A 26,309-nucleotide genomic window follows, 5' to 3' on the forward strand; every position below is an offset into this window, starting at 1 on the left:
ATGTCGCAAAGTAGCATGTTAGTCGAGTCGGGTACCGACGCCCTGGCCCAGCTGGCCGCCCGCGGAATCGAGTTCGACGCCTCTCGTCGTCGGCTCGCCGAGTACTCGAGCGACGCCTCCAACTACCGGCTGATCCCCACCGCCGTCGTCTTCCCGAGGCACGCCGACGAAGTCGCCGAACTCGTCGACATCGCCCACCGCACCGGCGTCCCCGTCACGCCGCGCGGCGGCGGCACATCGGTCGCCGGCAACGCGGTCGGACGTGGTCTGGTGCTCGACTTCTCGCGACACATGACGGCGATCCACTCCGTCGACGCCGAGTCGGCGACCGCCGTCGTCGACCCGGGAGTCGTGCAGAGCGATCTGCAGCGCGCCGCTGCCGGCCTTGGGCTGCGCTTCGGACCCGACCCCTCGACCGCTGACCGGTGCACCATCGGCGGCATGATCGGCAACAACGCGTGCGGCCCCCGAACCCTGCGCTTCGGGCGCACGGCCGACAACGTCCGCTCGATCGATCTCGTCGACGGACGCGGTCGACTGCGCACCGCGGGCGCCGGACTGCTCGACTCGTCGCTCGAATCGCTCGTGCGATCGAACCTCGCGACCCTGCGCACCGAGTTCGGCGGATTCTCGCGCCAGGTCTCGGGGTACTCGCTCGAACACCTCCTGCCCGAGAACGGCCGCGACCTCGCCAAGGCGTTCGTCGGCACCGAGGGCACGTGGGGCATCACGACCCGGGCCACGGTGAGCCTCGTTCCTCTGCCCGTCGCCCCGATCCTCGTCGTGCTCGGATACTCGGACATGATCGCCGCCGCGGGCGCGGTACAGCGCCTTCTCCCCCACCGGCCCCTCGCCCTCGAGGGCATGGACTCCCGGCTCGTCGACGCTGTTCGCGCGCTGCGGGGACCGAGCGCGGTGCCCGAACTCCCCCGCGGCGGCGGCTGGCTCTTCGTCGAGATGGACGGGGTCGACGCCCGGGCCGACGCCGCGGCGCTGGTCCGCGACGCCGGCGCACTCGACTCCCGCGTGGTCGACGGCGCCGCCGCCCGTGCGCTCTGGCGGGCGCGCGCCGACGGGGTCGGTCTCGCCGGCCGCACCTCGACCGGACGGCAGGCGTGGCCGGGGGTCGAAGACGCCGCCGTGCCGCCGGAGAACCTCGGCGACTACCTGCGAGAGTTCGACGAGCTGGTCGCGTCGTACGGCATGGAGGGCATGCCCTATGGGCACTTCGGCGACGGCTGCATCCACGTGCGTCTCGACATCCCGCTCGAGCACGATGGGCGCGTGCTCGGCGAGTTCATGCACGACGCCGCACGACTGATCACCCGGCACGGCGGCTCCCTGTCGGGCGAGCACGGCGACGGCCGCGCGCGCAGCGAACTGCTGCCGTACATGTACTCCCCCGACGCCCTCGCGCTGATGGCCGCGGTGAAGCACGAGTTCGACCCCGACGACCTGCTGAACCCCGGCGTCGTCGTCGACCCGGAGCCGCTGACCGCGTCGCTGCGTCGCCCGGCGGCGGGGCCGGTGCCCGTCGCTCTCGGTTTCGCGTTCGCGCACGACGCCGGCGACCTCACGATGGCGGCGCACCGCTGCGTCGGAGTGGGACGCTGCCGAGCCGACACATCCTCGGCCGGCGGGTTCATGTGCCCCTCCTACCAGGCGACGAAGGACGAGAAGGACTCCACCCGCGGCCGCGCTCGGGTGCTGCAGGAGGTGATCAACGGCAGTTTCATCGGCGGCTGGGACTCCCCCGAGCTCGCCGAGTCGCTCGACCTCTGCCTCTCGTGCAAGGCCTGCTCGAACGACTGCCCGGCGGGCGTCGACATGGCGGCGATGAAGTCCGAGGTGCTGCACCGTCGGTTCCGCGGCAAGCTGCGGCCGATCTCGCACTACACGCTCGGCTGGATGCCCCGATGGGCTCGGCTCGCCACGTCATTCTCACGGCCGCTCAACGCGCTGCTGTCGATCCGCCCGCTCGAGCGGCTCGTTCTGCGGGCGGGCGGCATGGACTCGCGGCGGAGCATCCCCCGGTTCGCGACGAAGCGGTTCTCCTCCGCGCACCGGCGTCGCGCCGGCGGGGCGGCGACAGGGACGAAGCGGGTGCTGCTCTGGGCCGACACCTTCTCCGACAACTTCTCACCCGAGATCGGGCACGCGGCCGTCCGCGTCCTCGAAGGCGCAGGCTTCCGGGTGGGTGTCCCGTCCTCGTCCGCGTGCTGCGGCCTGACCTGGATCACCACAGGACAGCTCGACGGGGCCAAGCGCCGACTCTCCGACCTGCTCGACCTGTTCTACCCCGCCGCGGCGGACGGCATCCCGATCGTCGGGCTCGAGCCCTCCTGCACAGCGGTGCTCCGCGGTGACCTCCTCGAACTGCTCCCCGACGACCCCCGCGCACCGGTCGTCGCCGCTGCCGCCACGACCCTCGCCGAGCTGCTGACGGCGACCGACGACTGGGAGGGCCCCGACCTCACCGGCGTCGACGTGCTGGCGCAGCCGCACTGCCACCAGCACTCCGTCATGGGCTTCGACACCGACGCCGCGCTGCTGCGCGGGCTCGGCGCCGAACTCGACGTCATCTCGGGCTGCTGCGGCCTCGCCGGCAACTTCGGCATGGAGAAGGGCCACTACGAGACGTCGGTCGCGGTCGCCGAGAATGCGCTGCTTCCGGCGCTGCGGGCCGCGCCGACCACGACAATCGTTCTTGCCGACGGACTCTCGTGCCGAACGCAGGCGTCGCAACTCGGTGGGCGCAGCCCGATGCACCTCGCCGAGCTCCTCGACCCGCAGCGGTCCGCGGGAGGAGCAGGGCGCGCGGCGAAGGTCGGCTGAGCGTCAGCCGCGATCGTTGCGCACGGGCGGGCGGGGCGCCGGGCGAGCACTGAAGTCCGGCCAGGCGAGCACCACCGCGGCGACGAGGGTCGGCCCGATCGTCCAGACGATGCCCGCCGGGTTGTCGGGCAGGACGACCGACCCGTTGGCGCTCGGCAGGGCGAAGACGCCGATGGCGACGACGACGCCGAGCGCTGCGAGCCCCGAATACCAGCGCGACTCGAAGGCGAGTCGGATGCCGCCGAGCAGACAGATGACGGCCGCGAGCCCGGCGACGAGCCCGATCGGCAGCGGGAAGCCGAATTCGGTGAACGTCAGCTGGTGGCCGAAGGTTCCGATGACCCCGACGACGAGCCCGAGCAGCAGCGCGGCACCCCCTTCGAGGATGCGCGATCCGACGCCGACGCGCGGGCTGTCCGTCTGCTCCGACACCGCATAACTGTACCGCCCGCCGGTCGGGCGTTCCGGGCGAGCGCGCACGTTCCGGCGGGCCATTGCTGCCGCAACGCACCCGCAGAATCCGATATTGCGGGCACAGACGCACGTTCCGGCGGGCGCACAAGCCCGGAACGTGCGTTCTCGCAGCGGCGCTGTGTCGAACCCGCGGGCCTACGCAGGGGTGACGACGTAGACCGCCGTCACGACGCCCTCGGCATCGGTCGAGAAGGTCAGCTGCAGGTTGTAGTTGGTGCCGGTGAACGACCCGAAGGCGCTATCGGCGTCGGCGTTCGACGCGTTGGCGGTGAAGCCGGCACCCTCGAGAGCCGTCTGCGCCTCGGCGAAGCGGTCGACGCTGTCGGGCTGGATCACCACGGTCCACCCGGCGCCGCCACCCGCGGCGCCGCCGACGACGGTTCCGTCAACGAGCGGGATCGATTCAGGAAATCCGTCGGGCACCTGACCGTCGGTCGAGATGTCGACATCACCGCCGACCGCCTCCTCGATGGCCCGATCGACCGCGCCGCCGACGATGTTGTCGAGCGGGGTCCCCGAGCATCCGGCGAGCGCGCCGGTGAGAGCCAGCGCCACCGCGCCGGCGGCGACAGAACGACGGATGCGGACCCGGGACAGCGCGAGGGTGCTCATGGCCACGAGGGTAGTCGACGGACCTCTGCGCCGTGCGGACCCTCACCGGGCAGCCGGTCGACGTATGAGCGGCACCGCGGTCTGATCGACGAGCACCATCGCGTTCGCGAACGACATCTACGCGAGAAGCAGGCCCTTCTTCGGCTGAGACGCAGACATGCCGCCCACCTTTCGGTGGACGGCATGCTGGCGAGCCGGTCGGTTCCGACTTCAGAGACTTCTGCGGACGCTACGCGTTCTGCTTCTTGAGACGCGACGTCGCGCGGGCACGGGCGGTCTGGTCGAGTTCGACCTTCCGGATGCGCACGAACTCGGGGGTCACCTCGACGCACTCGTCGTCGCGGGCGAACTCGAGGCTCTCCTCGAGCGTCAGCCGTCGCGACGGCGTCATCTTCTCGAACGAGTCGGCGGTCGACGAACGCATGTTCGTCAGCTGCTTCTCCTTCGTGATGTTCACGTCCATGTCGTCGGCGCGCGAGTTCTCGCCGATGACCATGCCCTCGTAGACCTCCTGCGTCGGCTCCACGAAGAACGACATGCGCTCCTGCAGGTTCACGATCGCGAACGGGGTGACGACTCCGGCACGGTCGGCGACGATCGACCCGTTGACACGGGTCGTGATCTCGCCGGCCCACGGCTCGTAGCCGTGCGAGATCGCGTTCGCGATACCGGTGCCGCGGGTGATGGTGAGGAACTCGGTGCGGAACCCGATGAGGCCGCGCGACGGGACGATGAACTCCATCCGCACCCACCCGGTGCCGTGGTTGCTCATGCCGTCCATGCGACCCTTGCGTGCGGCGAGCAGCTGGGTGATCGCGCCGAGGAACTCCTCGGGGGCGTCGATCGTGAGGTGCTCGTACGGCTCGTGCAGCTTGCCGTCGATGTGCTTGGTGACGACCTGCGGCTTGCCGACGGTCAGCTCGTAGCCCTCACGACGCATCTGCTCGACGAGGATGGCGAGCGCGAGCTCGCCGCGACCCTGCACCTCCCACGCGTCGGGGCGACCGATGTCGACCAGCTTGATGGAGACGTTGCCGATGAGCTCGCGGTCGAGACGGTCCTTGACCATGCGAGCGGTGAGCTTGTGGCCCTTGACCTTGCCGATGAGCGGCGAGGTGTTCGTGCCGATCGTCATCGAGATGGCCGGGTCGTCGACCGTGATGGTCGGCAGCGGACGCACGTCCTCGGGGTCGGCGATCGTCTCGCCGATGGTGATCTCGGGAATGCCCGCGATCGCGACGATGTCACCGGGACCGGCCGAGTCGACCGGGTAGCGGGTGAGCGCCTTGGTGAGCATCAGCTCGGTGAGGCGGACGTTCGCGACGGAGCCGTCGTGCTTCACCCACGCGACCTGCTGGCCCTTCTTGATGCGGCCGTGGAAGATGCGCAGCAGGGCGAGACGGCCGAGGAACGGCGACGAGTCGAGGTTGGTGACGTGCGCCTGCAGGGGGTGCTCGTCGTCGTAGGTCGGCGCGGGGACGTGCTCGAGGATGGCGGCGAACAGCGGCTCGAGGTCGCCGTTGTCGGGGAGCTCGCCGTTCTCGGGCTTGTTCTGGCTCGCGGCGCCGTTGCGGCCCGAGGCGTAGACGACGGGAACGTCGAGGATCGCGTCAAGGTCGAGGTCGGGGTGCTCGTCGGCCATGTCGCTCGCGAGGCCGAGGAGCAGGTCCTGGCTCTCGGCGACGACCTCGTCGATGCGGGCGTCGGGGCGGTCGGTCTTGTTGACCAGCAGGATGACGGGGAGCTTCGCCTCGAGCGCCTTGCGCAGCACGAAGCGGGTCTGCGGCAGCGGACCCTCGGACGCGTCGACGAGCAGGACGACGCCGTCGACCATCGACAGGCCGCGCTCGACCTCGCCGCCGAAGTCGGCGTGGCCGGGGGTGTCGATGACGTTGATGGTGATGGGGCCGTCGGTGGCGTGCTCGCCGTTGTAGAGGATCGCCGTGTTCTTGGCGAGGATCGTGATGCCCTTCTCACGCTCCAGCTCGTTCGAGTCCATCATCCGGTCTTCGCCCTCGAAGTGGGCGTCGAACGAGTTGGTCTGCTTGAGCATGGCGTCGACCAGGGTGGTCTTGCCGTGGTCGACGTGGGCCACGATGGCGACGTTGCGCAGATCCTTACGCGTGGCAATAGCCATGGAGAAACATCCTTGAGAAGAGGGAGTGGGCCGGAATCGACGTCGTCACGGCCGGAAAGTAGGCGCGGCAGAACGCCGCGACCCCAACATCCTACCGTGCCCGCGCCCGCGACGGGCGAGACCGGCGCGTCCCCTCGACGCTGTGAGCGATCACTCCCCCACGATCCGATATTGCGGGCAGGAACGCACGTTCCGGCGGGCCGCTCTGCCCGGAACGTACGTTCTCGCGCGATCAGGTCTCACGGGTGCGGGAACGTGATCCCCGCGGTGCGCCGTTGCTATCCCGAAGAGGATGCGAGAACGCACGTTCCGGGCACATGTGTGCGCCGGAACGTGCGTTTAAGCCCGCAGTATCGGATCTCAGACGCCGAGCTTGATGCCGGCGCCGGGAATCGCGTCGAGGAGTTCGCGCGTGTACTGCTGCTTCGGGTTGTCGAACACCTCATCGGTGGTCGACTGCTCGACGATGCGCCCCTTCTGCATGACCGCCACGTTGTCGGCGATGACGCGCACGACCGCGAGGTCGTGGGTGATGAAGAGATAGGTCAGGTCGAGCTCGCCCTGGAGGTCGGCGAGCAGCTTCAGGATCTGCGCCTGCACCAGCACGTCGAGCGCCGACACCGCCTCGTCGAGCACCACGATGTCGGGCTTCAGGGCGAGAGCACGCGCGATCGCGACGCGCTGACGCTGACCGCCCGACAGCTCGTTCGGGTAGCGACCGGCGAGGACGCGAGGCAGCGCAACCTGGTCGAGCAGCTCGAACACGCGATCGCGACGGGAGCCCCGATCGCCGACGCCGTGCACGCGCATCGGCTCGGCGATGGTGTTGCCGATGTTGAACAGCGGGTCGAGCGAACCGTACGGGTCTTGGAAGACGGGCTGCATCGAACGGCGCAGCGCCATCAGTTCCTTGCCCTGCAGCTTCTCGGTGCGGCGTCCGTCGATCGAGATCGACCCCGACGTCGCCTTCTCGAGCCCCAGCAGCAGCTTGGCGACCGTCGACTTGCCCGATCCGGACTCGCCGACGAGCGCGGTCGTCGTGCCCTTGGCGACCGAGAAGGTCACCTCGTCGACCGCCGTGAAGTCCTCGGCCTTCAGACCGCCGGTGCGGATCTTGAACACCTTGGTGAGCCCGTCGACGGAGATCGCCGGAGCGGCCTCCCCGTGCTTCTCGAGGTGCTCGACGCGCGTCTCGGCCGCCTCGATCAGGTCGAGGCCCTGCGCCGACGCGTCGACGGCGTGCTCGATGTGGCCGAGCGTCGCCGACGCCGACTGGATGCGGCGGGAGGCGAGGCTCGGCGCCGCGGCGATCAGTCGCTGGGTGTACGGGTGGAGCGGGTTCTGCAGGATCTCGAGCGACGGACCCGCCTCGACGATGCGGCCCTTGTACATGACGATCAGCTTCTCGGCGCGCTCGGCGGCGAGACCCAGGTCGTGCGTGATGAACAGCAGCGCGGTGCCGTCGGTCTCGGTGAGCGTGTCGAGGTGGTCGAGGATGCGCCGCTGCACGGTCACGTCGAGCGCCGAGGTGGGCTCGTCCGCGATCAGCAGCTGCGGCTTCGACGACAGGCCGATGCCGATGAGCACGCGCTGACGCATGCCACCCGAGAACTGGTGCGGGTACTGGCGGAGCCGCTTGCCGGCATCCGGCAGACCCGCGTTCTCGAGCACCTCGATGGCCTTCGCCCGAACAGCGCGGCGGCCCTTCGCGAGACCGTTCGCCTTGATCGTCTCCTCGACCTGGAAGCCGACGCTCCACACCGGGTTCAGGTTCGACATCGGGTCCTGGGGCACGTAGCCGATGCGCTTGCCGCGGATCTCCTCGAGCTCACGGCGCGAGGCCTTCGTCAGGTCGACGCCGTCGAAGAGGATCTCGCCCGCGCTGACGTGGCCGGAGCCGGGCAGCAGGTTGATGATCGCCGCGGCGGTCGTCGACTTGCCCGAACCGGACTCCCCCACGATCGCGACGGTCTCGCCGGCGTCGATCGTGAAGTCGACCCCATTGAGCGCCTTGACGACGCCGCCCTGGGTGCGGAACCCGACCTCGAGGCCCTTGACCTCGAGCAGATGCTTCGACGCGGACGCCGACGCCGACGCGGGAGTGGATGCAGTGCCGCTCATCGGAGGGCCCTCGCCTTCGGGTCGAGCGCGTCGCGCAGCGCCTCGCCGAGCAGGATGAAGCTCAGCACGGTGAGGGTCAGAGCGATCGACGGGTAGATGAGCGTCTGCGGGTCGGTGCGCAGGTCGCGCTGCGCCTGGCTGATCTCGTTGCCCCACGACATGAAGTCCTGCGGCGGCAGACCGACACCGAGGAACGACAGGGTTGCTTCCGCGGTGATCGCCGCGCCGAGCGACAGCGTCGTGACGACGATGACGGGCGCGATCGAGTTCGGCAGCACGTGCTTGAACAGGATGCCGAGCCGCGACAGTCCGGTCGCGGTGGCGGCCATCACGAAGTCGGCGTTCTTCACCCGCAGCACCTCGGAGCGCAGCACGCGCGCCGTGGTGGGCCACGCGAAGACACCGATCGCCAGCGCGATCACCACGATGGTGCGGTTGTCCGAGAACACCGACATGATGACGACGGCGGCGAGGATGTAGGGGATCGAGAAGAAGATGTCGCCCGCGCGCATCAGGACCGTGTCGATGAACCCGCCGAAGAAGCCGGACAGCGCGCAGAACACGATGCCCGTGATGGTGGTCAGCAGGATCACGATGAGGCCCACCGACAACGAGGTCGAGGTGCCGTCAATGATGCGCGAGAAGATGTCGCAGCCCTGCTTGGTGTAGCCGAGCGGCGCGCCCGGGCCGGGACCCGCGAGGCTGTTCGCCAGGTCGCACGCGCGCGGGTTGGTCTGGGTGAACAGGCCGGGGAACAGCGCGACGGTGACGATGAGCAGGATCAGCGCGCCCGAGATCCAGAACATCGCGCGGCGGCGCAGGTCGCGCCAGGCGTCGATCCAGAGGTTGCTGGGCTTCTCGTCGAGATTGACGGCGTCGACCGAGGCGATCGGCGTCTCATCGACTGGCGCGACGTAGTGGTTGGCGGAGCGGGTCGGTGTGCCTGCCCCTGGAGTCTCACTTGACATAGCGGATCCTCGGGTCGAGTACGGCGTAGAGCAGGTCAATCAGGATGTTGACGACCAGGTACAGCAGCACCATGACCGTCACGAAGGACACGACCGTCGGCCGCTCCCCTCGGATGACCGCCTGATAGAGCGTGTTGCCCACGCCGGGAACGTTGAAGATGCCCTCGGTGACGGTCGCGCCGACGATGAGCAGACCGAAGTCCGCGCCGAGCTGCGTGGTCACGGGGATGAGCGAGTTGCGCAGGATGTGCACCGGAACGACGCGGCGGCGCGAGAGGCCCTTGCTGTAGGCGGTGCGCACGAAGTCGGCGTTCGCGGTCTCGATCACCGAGGCACGGGTCAGACGGATCGCCGTCGCAACGACGAACAGCGCCAGCACGATCGCGGGCAGCAGCAGTCGTTGCACCGAAGTGTCGGCGCCGACGGTGGGGCTGAACCATCCGAGCTGCACGGCGAAGAAGAACTGGCCGATGAAGCAGAGCACGAAGATCGGCACCGAGATCAGCAGCAGGCTGACGACCAGCGCGCTCGCGTCGAAGATGCCGCCCTTGCGCAGGCCGCTGATGAGGCCGACCGTGAGAGCGACGACCATCTCGATGAAGATCGCCATGAGCGCGAGCTTCAGCGTCACCGGGAAGGTGCGCGCGAGGATGTCGTTGACCGACTGGCCCGAGAACGAGATGCCGAAGTTGCCGGTCAGGACGTTGCCGAGGTAGTTGAGGTACTGGATGATGAACGGCTCGTTGAGCTTGTACTGCTCTTCGAGTCGTGCCAGCAGCGCCGGGTTCGGCGTCCGGTCGCCGAACAGACCCAGCAGCGGGTTGCCCGGCATGGCGAACACCATGAAGTAGATGAGGAACGTCGTGCCGATGAGCACGGGGATGGCCTGTAGCAGGCGGCGCAGGATGTAGTACGCCACCGCTCAGCCGCGATTCGTTGTGAGAAGCGACATGGGTAAAGAAAATACTCCGTAATCGAAGGGAGTCCGCCCATGGGTGTGGGGCGGCAGCAGTGCTGCCGCCCCACACTTGGCGGTTGTGCTCTGTCGGATCAGCCCTTGGTGATCTCGTAGTAGAGCGGAACCGAGTGCCAGTCGAACTCGACGTTGGACACGCCTTCGCTGTATCCACCGGTCACGTTCGAGTACCACAGCGGGATGGCGGGGAGGTCCTTCAGGAGGACTTCCTGCGCCTGCTGGAACAGGGCGTTCGCCTCGTCGGCGTCAGCCGTCGCGGCTCCCTCGCTGAGCAGCGAGTCGAACTCGGCCGACGAGTAGTCGCCGTCGTTCGAGGACGCGTTGGTCGCGTATAGCGGCCCGAGGAAGTTGTACAGACCCGGGTAGTCGGCCTGCCATCCGGTGCGGAAGGCGGTCTCGGTGGTCTTGCCGGTGATCTGCGTGCGCGCCTCGGCGAACGTGGGGATCGGGTTGCCCGAGGCCTGAATGCCGAGCGTGTTCGAGACACTGTTCGCGACCGCGTCGACCCAGCCCTGGTGGCCGCCGTCGGCGTTGTACGAGATCTGGAACGAACCCTCGAACGGCGAGATGGCGTCGGCCTCGGCCCACAGCTCGACCGCGCGCTCGGGGTTGTACTCCAGGACCTCGGCACCCTCGAGGCTGTCGCTCCAGCCGTCGATGGTCGGCGAGGTGAAGTCGCTGGCCGGGGTGCGGGTGCCGTCGAAGATCACGTCGGTGATCTGCTGGCGGTCGATCGCCATGCTCAGCGCCTGGCGACGCAGCTGGCCCTCTTCGCCGATCCAGTGCGAGAACGCAGCCGGGTTCGCGAACTCGGTCGTGTCGCTCGGGATCGTGAACGACTGGAACACGGCGGCCGGCTGGTTGATGGCACGGTCACCGAGGTCGTCCTCGAACGTCGCGAAGTTCGAGTCGGGGATGGCGTCGAGCACGTCGAGGTTGCCCGCGAGCAGGTCGGCGTAGGCGGCGTCCTGAGTGGCGTAGAAGACGATCGTGAGACCGCCGTTCTGCGGCGCACGGGGGCCGTCGTAGTCGGGGTTGGTGACGAGGTCGATCTGGACGTCGTGCTGCCACGCGTCGTCGCCGTCGAGCATGTACGGGCCGTTGCCGACCGGGTTCTCGCCGAACTCGTCGGTCACGCGGCCGTCGGCGTCGAACGCCGAGTCGGGCAGCGGGTAGAACGCCGAGTAGCCGAGACGCAGCGGGAAGTCCGAGCGCGGCTCGTTGAGGGCGACGGTGAAGGTGTAGTCATCCACCTTCTGGAGGCCGGTGAGGTCGGCGTCCTCGTCGTAGCTGAAGCCCTGGATGTCTTCGAAGAAGTAGGAGTTGAGGCGCTCATTGCTGAGCAGGGCGCCGTCCTTCCAGGCGTTGATGAACGAGTCGGCGTCGACGGGCTCGCCGTTGGTGAACTCGTGGCCCTCTTCGACCGTGATGGTGAAGGTCTGCGAGTCCTCGGTCTCGATGGACGCGGCCATGTCGTTCTCGGGGCTGCCATCGGCGCCGTAGCTGACGAGACCCGCGAAGATCGAGTCGAGGATCTTGCCGCCGCCGACCTCGGTGGTGCCGGTCGGGATCAGCGGGTTCTCGGGCTCGGAGCCGTTCGCGGTGATGATCGCGCTCGTGTCTCCGCTGCCGCCGCTGCTGTCGCCGCCGTCGCCGCTCGCGCAACCCGCGAGAGTCAGGGCGCCGGCCGTGACGAGGGCGAGGCCCCCGAGGCTCAGCTTGCTGAGTTTCACTCTTAATTCCTCCTGTGTGCAGACAGAAGACGCCACGATCCCCTAGGGCACCCTGGCGCCGGATAGAGATACCCTAGGTGGGGTACACAGCGAGCCCAAATCGTTGGCGATATCGTTACAACCTGGAAATCAATTCTGGGATTGCTTGCGTGAACGCAACAAAGTTGCCGAGGAGGGCGGGATCGTGGCCGGACGCGCTGCTGTGCGGGACACCGTGCTGGTCTTCGATGGCGAGTGCAGTTTCTGCTCCTCGTGCGTCGACTGGCTCGAGAAGGTCCTGCCCGTCATGCCGCCCGCCGTCCCCTTCCAGTCCGCGGATCTTTCGGGGTACGGACTGAGTGACGCCGAGGCCCGTGAGCGGGTCTGGCTGATCACTCCAGGCAAGCATTTCGGCGGCGCAGGAGCAGTGTCCGCGTTGCTGCGACACCAGCCCGACGCGAGCCTCCGGTTCGCGGGCTGGCTGCTGCAGATCCCGCCGCTGTCATGGCTCGCGGACGGCGCCTACGCCGTCGTCGCGCGTCTGCGCAACATTTTGCCGGGCGGCACCCCCGCCTCCCGCCGCTGACGAGATCGGATATTGCGGGCATGAACGCACGTTTCGGCGGGAACGCAAGCCCGGAACGTGCGGTCTCACCGCCCGCGTCGGGCGTTCCGGGCGAGAGCGCACGTTCCGGCGGGCCCTCGACGCCGGAACGCACTCGCGACCGACGCCGAATCTGGTGGGAGATCGCGATCGTCCTCGGACTATCGCTTGGCGCCTCGGCCGTGTATTCCCTCGTCGCCATAGTCAACCGGCTGACCCGCGAGGAGTCGCTCGGCTCGCAGACGGCGACGCTCAATCAGAGCCTCAGCGACCGGCCCGTCTTCGACCTCGTCTACCAGCTGCTGTCGATCTTTTTCGACCTGGTGCCGGTCGCCCTCGTCATCTACCTGCTGTGGCTGCCCGGACGCTCGGCCTTCCGCCGCATCGGCTTTGACTTCACCCGGCCGGGTCGCGACGCCGTCTCGGGGCTGGCGCTGGCCGCGATCATCGGGATCCCGGGAATCGGGCTCTACCTCGGCGCCCGCGCGCTCGACATCAACGTCGGCATCAACACGTCAGGGCTCGACGCCTACTGGTGGACGATCCCGGTCCTCGTGCTGTCCGCGTTGCGGGCGGCGCTCAGCGAGGAGCTCACCGTCGTCGGCTACCTCTTCACCCGGCTGCGCGAGATCGGCTGGGGCACCTGGCCGATCATCATCGCGAGTGCTCTGCTCCGCGGCAGCTACCACCTGTACCAAGGCTTCGGCGGGTTCATCGGCAACGCGATCATGGGCGTCGTATTCGGCTGGGTGTATGTGAAGTGGGGGCGCACCGCTCCTCTCGTGGTCGCCCACTTGATCCTCGACGTCGTGTCGTTCCTCGGCCTTCCGCTCGCGGTGGCCTGGTTCCCGGACCTTTTCGGCACCGCCTGACCTTCTGAACCACGGTCGCTGACCGAATGCAGGAGATTTTGCTCCGAGGAGGCCGATTCGGGCCCGATGCAGGCCTTCGGCGTTGGAATCTCCTGAATTTGGTCAGCCCTGCGAGACCCGGCGAACTCCCAGGTCGACACGCCGACACCACCACACGCAACATGCGAGCGTCCGCGCGCGATCCGACCGAGGTGCCCAGTTCTGCGGGGGCTCGCGCCCTGCGACCCGCAGAACTGGGCACCTCGAGCGATGCGTCAGGCGAAGGCCTCCGGGGGCGGGCACGCGCAGACCAGGTTGCGATCGCCGTACGCCTGGTCGATGCGACGCACAGGCGGCCAGTACTTGCCGCGAATGCGCGCCGTCGTGGTCGCCGGGTCCACGCTCGCGCCGGCGAACGGGTAGACCGCGTCCTCCCGCGAGTAGGCGTGCGGCCAGTCGGCGACCGCGATGGCCTGAGCCGTGTGCGGGGCGCCGCGCAGCGGGTTGTCGTCGACATCCCACTCCCCCGACCCGACCCGGTCGGCTTCGGCCTTGATCGCGATCATCGCGTCGACGAACCGGTCGATCTCGGCGAGGTCCTCGCTCTCGGTCGGCTCGACCATGAGGGTGCCGGGCACCGGGAACGACATGGTCGGCGCATGGAATCCGTAGTCGATGAGCCGCTTCGCGACGTCGTCGACGCTCACCCCGGTCGCCGCGGTCAGCGGCCGCAGGTCCAGGATGCACTCGTGGGCCACGAGTCCGTCGTCGCCCTTGTACAGCACCGGGAAGTGGTCGGCGAGCCTCGCCGCGATGTAGTTCGCGGCGAGCACCGCGGCACCGGTCGCGTCGCGCAGGCCGTCGGCCCCCATCATCCGGACGTAGGCCCAACTGATCGGCAGGATCGACGGCGACCCGAACGGCGCGGCCGACACCGGACCCCCGGCGAACTCGGCACCCCCGCGCTGCGAGAACGGGTGCCCTGGCAGGAAGGGCGCGAGGTGCGCCTTCGCGGCGACCGGGCCGACGCCGGGTCCGCCTCCGCCGTGCGGGATGCAGAAGGTCTTGTGCAGGTTGAGGTGCGAGACGTCGCCGCCGAAGTCACCGAACCGCGCGTACCCGAGAAGGGCGTTGAGGTTCGCACCGTCGACGTAGACCTGGCCGCCGGCCTCGTGGACGGCGTCGGTGATGGCCTGGACCTCGTGCTCGTACACGCCGTGCGTCGACGGGTAGGTGATCATGAGCGCCGCGAGCGTGGCGGCGTGCTCCTCGATCTTCGCGCGGAGGTCGTCGAGGTCGACGTTGCCGAGGCTGTCGCACGCGACGACGACGACCTTCATCCCCGCGAGCACCGCGGAGGCGGCGTTCGTGCCGTGCGCGCTCGACGGGATGAGGCAGACGACCCGCTCGAAGTCGCCGCGCGACCGGTGGTAGCCGCGGATGGCGAGGAGCCCCGCGAGTTCGCCTTGGCTGCCGGCGTTGGGCTGCAGCGAGACCGAGTCGTAGCCGGTGACCTCGGCCAACCACCCCTCGAGCTGGCCGATGAGGTCGAGGTAGCCGCGGACGTCCTCGGCGGGAGCGAACGGGTGCAGGCCGGCGAACTCGGGCCAGGTGACGGCCTCCATCTCAGCGGCCGCGTTGAGCTTCATGGTGCACGAGCCGAGCGGGATCATGCCGCGGTCGAGTGCGTAGTCGAGGCTCGCGAGGTAGCGCAGGTACCGCATCATGGATGTCTCGGAATGGTGGGTGTTGAACACCGGATGCGTGAGGAAGCGGCTGGTGCGCACGAGATCCGCGGGCAGCTCGCCGTACGCGGAGACGTTCTCGATCACGTCGACGTCGGGGGCGAAGATCTCGAGCAGCGACACCGCGCCGAGCGAGACCTCGCCCGCGGTGACCTCGTCGAAGCTGACGCCCACGGTGGTGTCGTCGACACGGCGGAGCAGGGTGCCGCGCTCGCGGGCCCGCTCGAGCACCACGTCGGCATCGGGGACGCGCACGAGGAAGGTGTCGAAGAAGTCGCCTTCGACCACTTCGACGCCGGCGGAGCGCAGCGACTTCGCCGCGGCGAACGCGCGGTCGTGCACCGTGCGGGCGATGTGGGTGAGGCCACCGGGGCCGTGGTAGACGGCGTACATGCCGGCCATCACGGCGAGCAGCACCTGCGCCGTGCAGATGTTGCTCGTGGCCTTTTCGCGACGGATGTGCTGCTCGCGCGCCTGCAACGACAGGCGGTAGGCGGGCTGACCGGCAGCGTCCTGGCTGACTCCGACGAGGCGACCGGGAAGCTGGCGTTCGAGGCCGGCGCGCACCGCCATGTATCCGGCGTGCGGTCCTCCGAAGCCCATCGGCACCCCGAAGCGCTGCGACGTGCCGACGGCGACATCCGCGCCGAGCTCGCCGGGCGAGGTCACGAGGGTGAGGGCGAGCAGGTCGGCGGCGACGACCGCGACGGCGCCGGCCTCCTTCGCTGCCGCGATGGTCACGGCGGGGTTCCACAGCCGCCCGGAGGCGCCCGGATACTGCACGAACAGTCCGAAGTACTCGCCGTCGACCGCTGCTCCGCCGGCGAGCGCCGCTTCGACGATCTCGATTCCGACGGCCTCGGCACGGTGCCGCAGCAGCGCGAGCGTCTGCGGGAACACATCCGCGTCGACGACGAACCGCGGAGACTTCGACTTCGACGCCCGGCGCGCGAGAAGCATTCCTTCGACCACAGCGGTGGCCTCGTCGAGCATCGACGCATTGGCGGTCGCGAGGCCGGTCAGGTCGGCGACCATGGTCTGGAAATTGATGAGCGCTTCGAGGCGCCCCTGCGAGATCTCGGGCTGGTACGGCGTGTACGCGGTGTACCAGCTGGGGTTCTCGAGCACGTTGCGCTTGATGACGGCCGGGGTCAGCGTGCCGTAGTAGCCGAGGCCGATCATCGAGCGGCGCACGGTGTTGCGGCCGGCGAGCATCCGCAGCTCGCGCAGCGCCTCGGCTTCGGTGGCGGCGTCGGGGATGGATGACACGAGCGACCGGTCGACACGGATGCCGGCGGGCACGGCCGCGTCCATGAGCGCATCGACGCTCGGGTAGCCGACCGAGTCGAGCATGACGCCCTGCGCGTCGGCTCCGGTGCCGATGTGGCGGCGGGTGAACGCGCCGCCCGCGACGGTGGCGACGGACGGGATGGAGAGGGTGTCCGTCACGCTCACGACTCCGAGGTGAGCGCCTGGTACTCGGCGAGCTCGAGCAGGGCGGGCAGGTCGGAGTATTCGATGCGGACGAGCCAGCCGTCGCCCAGCGGGTCGGAGTTGACGAGCTCGGGCGAGGCTTCCACGGCGTCGTTGACGGCGGCGATCGTGCCGCTGACCGGCGCGTAGAGCTCACCGACCGACTTGGTGGACTCGATTTCGCCGATCACCGCTCCGGCCTCGACCGCGGTGCCCGCAGCGGGGAGGTCGACGTAGACGACGTCGCCGAGCTGTCCTGCCGCGTAGCCGGTGATGCCGACGGTGGCGACGCCGTCTGCCGCCTCGACCCACTCGTGCTCGGACGTGTACTTCAGTTCGCTCTCGCGGGTCATGTGTTGCTCTCTCGCTTGTAGAAGGGAAGGGGGACGACGGTGGCGTCGATGCGCGTGCCGCGCACGTCGATGCCGAGGCTCGTGCCGGTCTCGGCGACCGCGGGGTCGACGAACGCCATGGCGATGGGGTGACCGAGGGTCGGAGACAGCGCACCGCTGGTGACGCGGCCGACGACGGCGCCGTCGCCGTTCAGGACGTCGTATCCGGCGCGTCCCGCGCGCTTGCCCTCGGAGGCGAGGCCGACGAGCACGCGACCGGCGAGCAGCGAGTCCGGCTCAGGGGCGTCGCCGCGGAGGACGGCGTCGCGACCGACGAAGTCGTGCCCGTCGGTGACGACCGCGCGCGCGAGGCCTGCCTGGGCGGGGAGGATGTCGACGCCGAGTTCGTGACCGTAAAGCGGCATGCCCGCCTCGAGTCGCAAAGTGTCGCGGCAGGCGAGACCGGCGGGCACGAGCCCGGCACCGGCGCCCGTCTCGAGCAGCGCATCCCACAGCGAGCGCGCCGCGTCGGGCGCGACGAACAGCTCGAAGCCGTCCTCGCCGGTGTAGCCGGTGCGGGTGATGAGGATCGGCAGGCCCGCGTACACGGCGTTGAGCGCGCGGTAGTAGCGCAGAGCGCCCAGCGCGTCGTCGATGTCCTGCTCCTCACCGGTGAGCCCTTCGACGTTCTGCAGGATCTCCTTCGACTTGGGTCCCTGGATCGCGATGAGGGCGACATCGTCGCTCTCGTCCTCGACCAGCGCGTCGTACCCCTCGGCGCGGTCGCGGAGGACCTCGGCGACGACCTCGCGGTTCGAGGCGTTCGCGACGACCAGGTAGCGGTCGTCTCCGGTGCGGTACACGATCAGGTCGTCGATCACTCCCCCGTCGTCGTCGAGCAGCAGCGTGTACTTCGCCTGCCCGACGGTGAGCGCCGACATCCGACCGCTGAGCGCGGCGTCGAGCGCGTCGGCGGCAGCGGGCCCGAGCACGAAGATCTCGCCCATGTGCGACAGGTCGAACAATCCGGCGGCGGTGCGGACGGCGGCGTGCTCGGCGAGGTCGCCCGAATAGCGCACGGGCATCTGCCAGCCGGCGAAGTCGGTGAAGGTCGCGCCCGCGGCGACGTGGGCGTCGTGCAGCGGGCTCTGTCGCTGGGTGGGAAGGGTGTCGGTCATCGCGGAGTTCTCCAGTCGCATAGGGCGGCGGTGGCGGAACTCCCCCTCTGTCATGGTGCCTGAGAGTTTCGCGCCGAGGGCGCCGCCCTCGAAGAGGACGTGTCCGTCGGGCTTTCACCGTGGGCGGGGCCTCTGGCGCGGTATGACCCTCGCCGACCCACTTTTCAGAGTGGCCTTGTCGATGCGGTACTGCTGACCTGAGAGATTGGCGGGGAGCTTGCTCCTTCGGTGCCGGCGTGCTGCACCACGGATGGTGCCCGGCTCTCCCGCATCGCGTAGCGGCCGATGTTCGATTGTCCGGTCAGCCTAGCGCGACCGATGTTTCGCCCGGGTGACGTCCCCACGATTTTTCAGGTGGCGCACGCGGCACCGACTACTTCGTGTCGGAGTCGTTGTCCGCTGCGGGGCGGCCGAAGTCGCCGCGGCGGCGTCCGAAGACGATCGCGAGCACGACGCCGACGACGGCGAGCGCGCCGATGCCGACGGCCGCGCCGATCAGGATCGCGTCGTCGCTCGGTCCATCCGTGTCGGAGGAGGCCTCACCGCAGGCGGGGGCGTCGGCACCCTCGGCGACATCGGTGCCGTCGAGCGGGTCGTAGGTGAACTCGTAGCTGTCGGAGATCGTGTGGCCGTCGGAGGAGACGACCTGCCAGACGACCTCGTACTGCCCCGCCTCGCCGAGCGCCACGTCGACGCTCGCCGTGTTGTCGACCAGGGTCGGGCATCCGGCCTCGAAGTAGCGGCCATCGCGCGTGACCTGGATGGCGGCGGAGCGCTGGTCCTCGCCGATGCTCAGCAGGGTGCCGCTGTACGACAGCTCGACGGACGAGAGCTCGACGACGGTCTCCCCATCCGCCGGCGTCGCGGACTCGAGGCTGTCGTGCGCCGACGCCGCTCCCGCGGGGGCGAGCGCGAGCAGCACCGCGAGGGCGCCGCCCGACAGGACCCCGAGCACTCCCGCTCGTCGTGTCGTGGCCTGCATGGTGCCCCTTCCGTCCCCCGAAAGCCTACGGGGAGCGGACGGGCGAGACCGTCAGATGCCCGACGTGGAGCTCCACGGCGGCCGGACGGTGCGCAGCAGCGAATAGCTCACGATGTCGGGATTGTGCACCTCGATGGCGTGGAACGCGCGGCGCCCGCCGACGGTCATGCCGAGGATGTCGAAGGTCAGTGCGGGCGCGCCCACGGGCAGGCCCATCTGCTCGGCCCTCTGCTCGTCGAGCACGATCACGCCGGGGGTGGCGACCTCCCACACGATCGGTTCGCCCCAGACCCTTTCGACGAGCGCGAACACCGATCCCGCCGAACCGATGTCGCCGTCCCACCCGTCGGGCACGGCGACGGTGTCCTCGGCGACCATCGCCGGCCGCCCGTCGGCGCTCCAGCGCTTCACGATGCGCACCGGTTCGCCGCCGGTCTCGGTGAGGAGTGCAGCGGCGCCGTCCCCGGCCGGGACGCGTCTCACGTCGAGCACCTCGACGGCCGCCTCATAGCCGAGTCGTTCGAGCAGCTCCGAATGCTCGAGCTGCTCTTCGAGGCGCACGTTCATGCGAAGGGCGACGAGGTCGACCGTGGTCGCCGCGCCTTGGCGTCGCTTCACGATTCCCTGGTTCTCAAGCGCGGCGAGGGCGTTGCGCACCTGTTGCCGTGTCGCGTCGAGGCGGCGGGCCAGTTCGACCTCGCCGGGCAGCGGACTCGCCGTCATAGCGGCTTCGCGCGCGTACCGGAGCACACCGCCCCGCACCCTGTCGTCCTCGCGCCGTGCGCCGCGGATGTCGCTCTGGATCGTCATCGTGCGCTCATCGAAGCACGGATGGAGCCGCGCTCACCAGATCCTCTCGCCTGCGACTCCGAGCGGCGCATCAGACGGCGCGGGATCCGGGGATCGCCGCGAGAAGCTCTCGCGTGTATTCCTCGCGGGGGCTCGCCATCACCTCGGCGGCGGTGCCCGACTCGACGAGCCTGCCGAAGCGCATGACGGCGATGTCGTCGGAGATCTGCCGGATGACGCCGAGGTCGTGCGAGATGAAGAGGTAGCTGAGCGCGAACTCCTTCTGCAGGTCGACGAGCAGCTGCAGGATCTGCTCCTGCACCGACACATCGAGCGCCGAGACCGGCTCGTCGAGCACGAGCAGTTCGGGCCCAAGGGTGAGGGCGCGCGCGATGGCGACGCGCTGCCGCTGACCGCCCGAGAGCTGGCGGGGGCGGCGACCGGCGAGCTCGGGTGCGAGACGCACGGCGTCGAGCACCGCGCGCACCGTCTCGCTGCGCTCCGCGCGCGAGCCGATGCGGAAGGCCGCGAGCGGCTCGGCGACGATGCGTTCCACCGTCATCATCGGGTCGAGCGAGCCGAACGGGTTCTGGTAGACGACCTGGATCTTTCGGCGCAGCTGACGCAGGCCTTCGCCGCGCAGCGTCGTGATGTCGTCTCCGTCGAAGCGGATGGTGCCGGCGTCGGCGTCGACGATGCGGGCCGCGATCCGGGCGGTCGTGGTCTTGCCGGAACCCGATTCCCCCACGATCGAGAAGGTCGACCCGCGGCGCACGCGGAACGACACGTCGTCGACGGCGGCGATCGCGTTCTTCGAGCCGAGTCCGCCGCGCACCGAGAAGGTCTTGGCGAGGTTCTCGATGACGAGGATGTCGGCGGGCTTGCCCGAGTCGTCGCGTTCGGTGAACGCGAGGGTCAGCGCCCGCCGGGCGGCCGGATCGTGCACGGTGACGTCCTGCGGCTGCAGGCGTCCGCTCGTCAGTCCGGGAGCCGCGGCGACCAGCTCGCGGGTGTACGCGTGCTGCGGATTTCCGAGGACCTCGGCGACGGTGCCCTGCTCGACGATCTCGCCCCGCTGCATCACCAGGATGCGGTCCGCGCGATCCGCCGCGACGGCGAGGTCGTGAGTGACGAGCAGCACCGAGGTGCCGTGCTCGCGGGCGAGTCCCTCGAGCCGGTCGAGGACGTGACGCTGAACGGTCACGTCGAGCGCGCTCGTGGGTTCGTCCGCGATGACGAGGCGGGGCTCGCACGACCACGCGATGCCGATGAGCACGCGCTGACGCATGCCGCCCGACAGCTCGTGCGGGTACTGTCCCGCGCGGATCTCGGCGTCGGGGATGCCGACCTCGTCGAGGATCTCGACCGCCCGTTTCGCCGCGGCGGCGCGCTTCATGCCCTTGTGCAGACGCAGCGCTTCGGCGATCTGCTCCCCCACCCGCACGAGCGGATTGAGCGAGCTGCTCGGGTCTTGCGGCACGAAGCCGATCTGGGCGCCGCGGATCTTGCGCAGCGCGCTCTCGGGCAGCTGCACCAGGTCGCGTCCGTCGAAGACGACGGAGCCTCCCACTATGCGGCCCCCCTCGGCCACCTGACGGATGAGCGACTGCGAGATGGTGCTCTTCCCCGAGCCCGATTCGCCGACGATGGCGACCACCGAGCCGGCGGGCACGTCGAAGTCGACGCCCCGAACGGCGAGATTCGTGGTCGCCCCGGTCTCGTACTGGACGCGGAGGTCGCGCACCTGCAGCAGAGCGTTGCTCATCGTTCTCCTCCGATCGCCCGAGCCAGGCGGTTGACGGCGAGCACCACGACGAGGATGACCGCACCGGGCAGCACGCTGAGCCACCATCCGGTCGCCAGGAAGTCGCGCCCGGCCGAGACCAGCGCGCCCCACTCGGGCGCGGGCGGCGGGGCACCGAAGCCGAGGAAGCTGAGGGCCGAGACGGCGAGGATCGCGGTACCGATCTCGAGTGCGGCGAGAGCGATCACGGGCCGGGCGGAGTTCGGGAAGACGTGTCGCACGAGGATCGCGGGCCAGCGGACGCCGAGAGTGCGGGCGGCTTCGACGTACTCCTCGCCCCGGACGCGGACGACCTGCGCCCGGGTGACGCGGGCGAAGGATCCGGCGGCGCCGAGGCCGACACCGAGCGCAACGGGTACCGGCCCGAACCCGAGACCCGCGACGACGATGAGCGCGAGCAGCACGCTCGGCACGGCGATGAGGACGTCGACGATGCGCATGAGCACGAAGTCGAGGCGCCCGCCGATGAAGCCCGACAGCAATCCGACGACGGCACCGGCCACGACTCCGACGAGCACGGCGAGGCCGGCGGTGGCGAGCGAGAGGAAGGCGCCGTGCACGACGCGGGAGTAGAGGTCGCGGCCGAGGTTGTCGGTGCCGAACCAGTGCGCGCCCGACGGCGCCTGCAGCTTGTCGCGCGCGGTGCCTTCGAACGGGTCCTGCGAGGCGAACAGGTGCGGGAAGAACACGGCGACCAGCGCGATGAGCACGATGAGGGCCGAGATCAGGAACCCCGGCTGACGGAGCAGTCTCACGCCTCGACCACCGCCTTGTCGCGGGCGTCCTGCACGGCCCGGCGAGCGGCCTTCGGGCGGGTGCGCGGGTCGATGAGGCCGTAGGAGAGGTCGACGAGCAGGTTCACGACCGAGTAGACGACCGAGACGACGATGACGACTCCGAGCACGACGTTCGCGTCGCGCGCGAGGACCGCGTCGACGACGAGGCGGCCGATGCCGTCTCGCGAGAAGACGCTCTCGACGACGGCGGTGCCGCCCGCCAGGTAGCCGATCAGCAGACCGAGGATCGTGACCGAGGGCAGCAGCGCGTTGCGGAAGACGTGGCGCAGGAAGACGACCCGCTCCGAGAGTCCCTTCGCGACGGCGGTGAAGACGTAGGAGCTGGCGCGTGCCTCGAGGACGGCGGCCGAGAAGACCTGGAAGAAGATGGCGCCGACCGGCAGCGACAGGGTGACGGCCGGAAGGACGACGCTCAACGGATTGCGGCTGCCGGAGGAGGGCAGGATGCCGAGGCCGTAGGCGAAGACGCTGACGAGCACGAGTCCGCTGAAGAACGCGGGCACGGCCACACCGAACGGCGGGATCTGCAGGAGGGTGTTGCGGACCCACTTCCACTTCGCGACGTACGCGAAGTAGGTGATGACGATCGAGACGACGACGCCGAGCGCAAGGGCGAGCAGCGCGACGACCGCCGTGTTGGGCAGCGCCCGGCCGATCATGTCGCCGACGTCCTGCCCGGTCGCGATCGAGACGCCGAGATCACCGCGCAGCGCGGCGAGACCGTTCACGGCGTACCGCTCCCAGAGCGACCCGTCGAGGCCGTACTTCGCGCGGAGTTCGCGCAGCGCCTCGGGGTCGGTGGGGGTGGCGTCGCCGCCCTTCACGGAGAGGGCGGCGATGAGGGGGTCGCCCGGGAGCAGGTTGAGCAGCAGGAAGGTCACCGTGTAGGTGGCCCAGATCACGAACGCGAACTGGAACACCTTGGGGGCGAGGAATGCGAGCGCACTCCTCCACCCGGTGAACGGTCTTCTCACTGCTCTCCCTGCTCCCGAACGTCGCCGACTAGGACGTGGCGCGCACGTCGTAGAGGTTGATGCGCGACGCCGAGTCGAAGGTGATGCCCTCGATCGAGGCGCCCGACGCGTGCAGCTGGATCGTCTCGACGAGCGGCACGAAGTCCGCGTTCTCGATGATCAGGGCCTGCGCCTCGGCGATGAGCTCCATGCGAGCGTCGACGTCGCTCGTGGACGCCTGCTCGGTGAGCAGCGCCTCGAGTTCGGCGTCGTCGATGATGGCCCACTTCGACTTCGCGGCCTGCGAGAACAGGGTGCGCAGCGCATCGGGGTCGGTGCGGGTGAGGCCCGCCGACAGGAAGTCGTAGTCGCCCGAGGCGATGGCGCCGAAGAAGCCGCCCGCGTCGGTGATGTTGATCTGCATGTCGACGCCGATGTCCTTCAGCTGCATCTGGGCGACCTCGAGGACGTCCTGCGCGTAGAAGGCGGTGACGGTGAAGGTCAGCTTCTGGCCGTCCTTCTCGCGGACTCCGTCGCTGCCGAGGGTCCAGCCGGCGTCCTCGAGCAGCTCTTCGGCGGCGTCGGGGTCGTAGGCGAGGGCGTCCTCCTGGCTGACGAAGCCGGTCGTGGAGCTGGTGAGCGCGCTGGTCGCGGGGTTCGCCGCGGCGGCCGCGGTGAGCTCCTTGATCTCGTCGCGGTCGGTGCCGAGGATGAGCGCCTTGCGCACCGCCTCGTCGGCGACGACCGGGCTGTGGTCGATGTTCGGGATCAGGCCGGTCGGCACGCCGGTGTTGGCCTTCGAGTAGAGACGGAAGTCGTCGGTGTCGAAGCGAGCCTCGTCGGCGTACGGGAGATCCTGGATAATGTCGTACTCGCCGGACTCGAGACCGCCGGTGCGGTTGCCGTTCTCGGTGATGATCGGGAACTCGATCGTGTCGACGAGCGCCTCGCCCTGGTGGCCGCGCAGCTCGGAAGCGAAGTCGTAGCCGGCGCGCTTGGTGATGACCACCGAGTCGTTCGGCGTGTACGAGTCGAAGACGAACGGACCCGATCCGATGACGCCGACGGTGCAGCGCTCTTCGGCGCTGGCGGCGGTGCTCGCCTCGGAGACGAGGCCGAGCGTCATCGTCGATGCGCCCTGCAGGAACTGCACGTTCGGAGCGCTGAAGTTGACCGTCACGGTCGAGTCGTCGACGACCTCGGTGCTCTCGTAGCCGGCGAGGTACTGCGACGCGAGCGACGCGGTGCTGCTGAGCGCGAAGAGCGCGTCGAAGTTCGCCTTGACGACCTCGGGGGTGAGCGCGGTGTCGTCGCTGAAGGTGACGTCGTCGCGGAGCGTGAAGGTGTAGGAGGTGAGGTCGTCGCTCGAGGTGAACTCGGTCGCGAGCCACGGCACGATCTCACCGGTCTCGGGGTCCTGGTCGACGAGCGAGTCGACGACCTGACGGCCGATGTTGAGCGAGGTGGTGATGGTCGACTGCTGCGGGTCGATGCAGGTCGGGTCCTCCTTGATCGCGAAGATCAGGGTGTCGCGGGCCGACGTCATGTCGCCGGAGTCTGCGGTGTCGCCGCTGTCGCCGCTCGCGCAGGCGGCCAGCATCGAGATGACGCCGACCGCCGCGATCGGCGCGAGCGCCCAGCGCATTCGAGATGAGCTCACTGTGATTCCTTTCGAAGAATCGTGCAGGGGTTGCAGAAGAGGTGCTGCGAGGTGGTGCGTGGGGTGCTGCTACTCCGGCAGTCGGCCGGAGACCACGACGCCGCGGGACACGACGGCGACGATGTTCTCGAGTCGGAGGTCGCCGATGTCGTTCCAGGGGCGCCCCTTGATGACGATGAAGTCGGCCCCGTACCCGGCGGCGAGGGTGCCGACCTTCGAACCGAGCCCGACCACGTCGGCGGCGTCGGACGTCGCGGAGCGCAGCGCGCGGTCGGCGCTCCACCGGAACTTCTCGGCCATCATGCGCACCTCTTCGTGCTGGTCGCCGAACTTGACCATGGCGCCGTTCGCGTCGGTGCCGAGGACGAAGCGCACCCCGGCCTCCCCCGCGGCGGTGAACTCGGCGTCGCGTTCGGCGACGACGGCCTTGGCCTTCTCCTGCGCTTCGGCGGAGACGGGCACGCGCCCTTCCGCGATGGCGTCGTTGATCATCAGCGTCGGCGCGACGGGGATGTTGCCCGCGAGCAGCGCCTCCCACTGCGAGGGCATGATGCCGGTGCCGTGCTCGATCGAGTCGACGCCCTCGTCGAGAGCGATCTGCACGCCCTCGGTGGAGTGGGTGTGCGCGGCGACCGGCATCCCGAGCGCGTGCGCCTCGTCGATGGTGGTGCGGATCTCGGCGAGGGTCTGGTTGCGCCACCCCACCTTGTCGCCCATCGAGAGCACGCCGCCGCTGGTGTAGATCTTGATGCCGTGGGCCCCCTCACGAGCCCAGTGGCGCACGAGCTTGCGGCACTCGTCGGGGCTGTCCGCCGTCGGACCGCGGTGCTTGTAGTGCGGCGGGATGAAGAGGTCGCCGTGTCCCGCGGTCATGCCGACCTGTCCGTGCACGAGAACGCGCGGCCCCTGCAGAACCCCCTCGTCGAACGCGCGGCTCACCGCGAGCTGGATCTCGTCGCCCGCCAGGTCGCGGACGGTGGTGATGCCGGCGGCGGCCGCCTTGCGGGCGTTGGCCGCGACGTGCAGCGAGCGCTCCTCGGGCGGGGTGATCAGCGGCCACGCCGAGAAGTCGGCCTTGCGGTGCCCAGCGTAGGCGCCGAGGTGGGTGTGAGTGTCGATGAGGCCCGGGATGATCGAATAGCCCTCGAGCGCCTGGTCGGCCTCGGCGGTGTCGACGGAGAGGATCTCGTCGCCGTTCCAGCGGATCGCGGCGGTGCCGCGGTCGGCGCCTCCGTCCCAGATCGCGATGCCGCGGATCTCGTGGACGTGGGCATCCGAGGTGGACGGGACGGGGGCCATTGGCTGC

The 26,309-nt window shown here is 69.4% G+C and carries 20 protein-coding genes and 1 riboswitch; of the genes, 3 read left to right on the plus strand and 17 right to left on the minus strand.

The genetic code is table 11. The features are described 5' to 3' along the window. Nucleotides 1-15 precede the first annotated feature (15 nt). Entirely contained in the window at nucleotides 16-2,835 is a 2,820-nt protein-coding gene (locus NGH83_RS11440; protein ID WP_251856380.1) for an FAD-binding and (Fe-S)-binding domain-containing protein, read from the plus strand. Between the two features lie 3 nt (nucleotides 2,836-2,838). Here the strand turns inward: NGH83_RS11440 and NGH83_RS11445 are convergent, their stop codons facing one another. The 7 genes from NGH83_RS11445 to NGH83_RS11475 all read right to left on the minus strand — a co-directional run bounded on the left by NGH83_RS11445 (nucleotide 2,839) and on the right by NGH83_RS11475 (nucleotide 11,856). Beyond that, nucleotides 2,839-3,267, minus strand: coding sequence for a hypothetical protein (locus NGH83_RS11445; protein WP_251856381.1), 429 nt, complete (start codon nucleotides 3,265-3,267; stop codon nucleotides 2,839-2,841). A gap of 177 nt (nucleotides 3,268-3,444) precedes the next feature. Then, nucleotides 3,445-3,921: a hypothetical protein gene (locus NGH83_RS11450; RefSeq protein ID WP_251856382.1), complete on the minus strand. Its 477-nt coding sequence runs from the start codon at nucleotides 3,919-3,921 to the stop codon at nucleotides 3,445-3,447. 229 nt (nucleotides 3,922-4,150) lie between these two features. Then, on the minus strand, nucleotides 4,151-6,058 hold the full coding sequence (gene typA / locus NGH83_RS11455; RefSeq protein ID WP_251856383.1) for a translational GTPase TypA: 1,908 nt from the start codon (nucleotides 6,056-6,058) through the stop codon (nucleotides 4,151-4,153). Nucleotides 6,059-6,418: 360 nt separating this feature from the next. Then, nucleotides 6,419-8,179 (minus strand): ABC transporter ATP-binding protein, encoded by a 1,761-nt coding sequence (locus NGH83_RS11460; protein WP_251856384.1) that lies wholly within the window; start codon nucleotides 8,177-8,179, stop codon nucleotides 6,419-6,421. Further along, nucleotides 8,176-9,147 carry an ABC transporter permease gene (locus NGH83_RS11465; protein ID WP_251856385.1) on the minus strand — a complete coding sequence of 324 codons (972 nt, stop codon included), beginning with the start codon at nucleotides 9,145-9,147 and terminating at the stop codon, nucleotides 8,176-8,178. The genes NGH83_RS11460 and NGH83_RS11465 overlap by 4 nt, the downstream gene beginning before the upstream one ends. Then, nucleotides 9,137-10,066 (minus strand): ABC transporter permease, encoded by a 930-nt coding sequence (locus tag NGH83_RS11470; protein ID WP_251856386.1) that lies wholly within the window; start codon nucleotides 10,064-10,066, stop codon nucleotides 9,137-9,139. The genes NGH83_RS11465 and NGH83_RS11470 overlap by 11 nt, the downstream gene beginning before the upstream one ends. Nucleotides 10,067-10,197: 131 nt before the next feature. Next, nucleotides 10,198-11,856, minus strand: coding sequence for an ABC transporter substrate-binding protein (locus NGH83_RS11475; protein WP_251856387.1), 1,659 nt, complete (start codon nucleotides 11,854-11,856; stop codon nucleotides 10,198-10,200). 184 nt (nucleotides 11,857-12,040) lie between these two features. Here NGH83_RS11475 and NGH83_RS11480 point away from each other — a divergent pair, with 184 nt between their 5' ends. Together NGH83_RS11480 and NGH83_RS11485 are read left to right on the plus strand one after the other, a co-directional pair. Beyond that, a complete protein-coding gene (locus NGH83_RS11480) occupies nucleotides 12,041-12,421 on the plus strand; it encodes a thiol-disulfide oxidoreductase DCC family protein (RefSeq protein WP_251856388.1) in 381 nt (126 codons plus the stop codon). A 200-nt stretch (nucleotides 12,422-12,621) separates the two neighbouring features. Beyond that, complete coding sequence (locus tag NGH83_RS11485; RefSeq protein ID WP_251856389.1) at nucleotides 12,622-13,311, plus strand: CPBP family intramembrane glutamic endopeptidase; 690 nt, start codon at nucleotides 12,622-12,624, stop codon at nucleotides 13,309-13,311. 254 nt (nucleotides 13,312-13,565) lie between these two features. Here the strand turns inward: NGH83_RS11485 and gcvP are convergent, their stop codons facing one another. The 10 genes from gcvP to NGH83_RS11535 all read right to left on the minus strand — a co-directional run bounded on the left by gcvP (nucleotide 13,566) and on the right by NGH83_RS11535 (nucleotide 26,302). Further along, the gene (gene gcvP / locus NGH83_RS11490; RefSeq protein WP_251858518.1) at nucleotides 13,566-16,388 is read right to left on the minus strand and encodes an aminomethyl-transferring glycine dehydrogenase; all 2,823 of its coding nucleotides are present in this window, start codon (nucleotides 16,386-16,388) and stop codon (nucleotides 13,566-13,568) included. 98 nt (nucleotides 16,389-16,486) lie between these two features. Continuing rightward, nucleotides 16,487-16,861 carry a glycine cleavage system protein GcvH gene (gene gcvH / locus NGH83_RS11495; protein ID WP_251856390.1) on the minus strand — a complete coding sequence of 125 codons (375 nt, stop codon included), beginning with the start codon at nucleotides 16,859-16,861 and terminating at the stop codon, nucleotides 16,487-16,489. After that, nucleotides 16,858-18,018 (minus strand): glycine cleavage system aminomethyltransferase GcvT, encoded by a 1,161-nt coding sequence (gene gcvT, locus NGH83_RS11500; RefSeq protein ID WP_251856391.1) that lies wholly within the window; start codon nucleotides 18,016-18,018, stop codon nucleotides 16,858-16,860. The genes gcvH and gcvT overlap by 4 nt, the downstream gene beginning before the upstream one ends. 174 nt (nucleotides 18,019-18,192) lie before the next feature. Then, a riboswitch (glycine riboswitch) is annotated at nucleotides 18,193-18,297 on the minus strand. Nucleotides 18,298-18,391: 94 nt separating this feature from the next. After that, nucleotides 18,392-19,000: a copper resistance CopC family protein gene (locus NGH83_RS11505; protein WP_251856392.1), complete on the minus strand. Its 609-nt coding sequence runs from the start codon at nucleotides 18,998-19,000 to the stop codon at nucleotides 18,392-18,394. Nucleotides 19,001-19,051: 51 nt separating this feature from the next. After that, on the minus strand, nucleotides 19,052-19,810 hold the full coding sequence (locus NGH83_RS11510) for a GntR family transcriptional regulator (RefSeq protein ID WP_251856393.1): 759 nt from the start codon (nucleotides 19,808-19,810) through the stop codon (nucleotides 19,052-19,054). 70 nt (nucleotides 19,811-19,880) lie between these two features. Then, complete coding sequence (locus tag NGH83_RS11515; protein WP_251856394.1) at nucleotides 19,881-21,554, minus strand: ABC transporter ATP-binding protein; 1,674 nt, start codon at nucleotides 21,552-21,554, stop codon at nucleotides 19,881-19,883. Next, a complete protein-coding gene (locus NGH83_RS11520; protein WP_251856395.1) occupies nucleotides 21,551-22,348 on the minus strand; it encodes an ABC transporter permease in 798 nt (265 codons plus the stop codon). The genes NGH83_RS11515 and NGH83_RS11520 overlap by 4 nt, the downstream gene beginning before the upstream one ends. Then, nucleotides 22,345-23,364 (minus strand): ABC transporter permease, encoded by a 1,020-nt coding sequence (locus NGH83_RS11525; protein WP_251856396.1) that lies wholly within the window; start codon nucleotides 23,362-23,364, stop codon nucleotides 22,345-22,347. Before NGH83_RS11525 ends, NGH83_RS11520 begins: the two co-directional genes overlap by 4 nt. Before the next feature lie 28 nt (nucleotides 23,365-23,392). Next, entirely contained in the window at nucleotides 23,393-25,003 is a 1,611-nt protein-coding gene (locus NGH83_RS11530; RefSeq protein ID WP_251856397.1) for an ABC transporter substrate-binding protein, read from the minus strand. A gap of 69 nt (nucleotides 25,004-25,072) precedes the next feature. Further along, nucleotides 25,073-26,302, minus strand: coding sequence for an amidohydrolase family protein (locus tag NGH83_RS11535; protein WP_251856398.1), 1,230 nt, complete (start codon nucleotides 26,300-26,302; stop codon nucleotides 25,073-25,075). Between the last annotated feature and the right edge of the window lie 7 nt (nucleotides 26,303-26,309).

Origin of the sequence: Herbiconiux sp. L3-i23, assembly GCF_023734115.1 — a bacterium.
GTDB lineage: Bacteria > Actinomycetota > Actinomycetes > Actinomycetales > Microbacteriaceae > Naasia.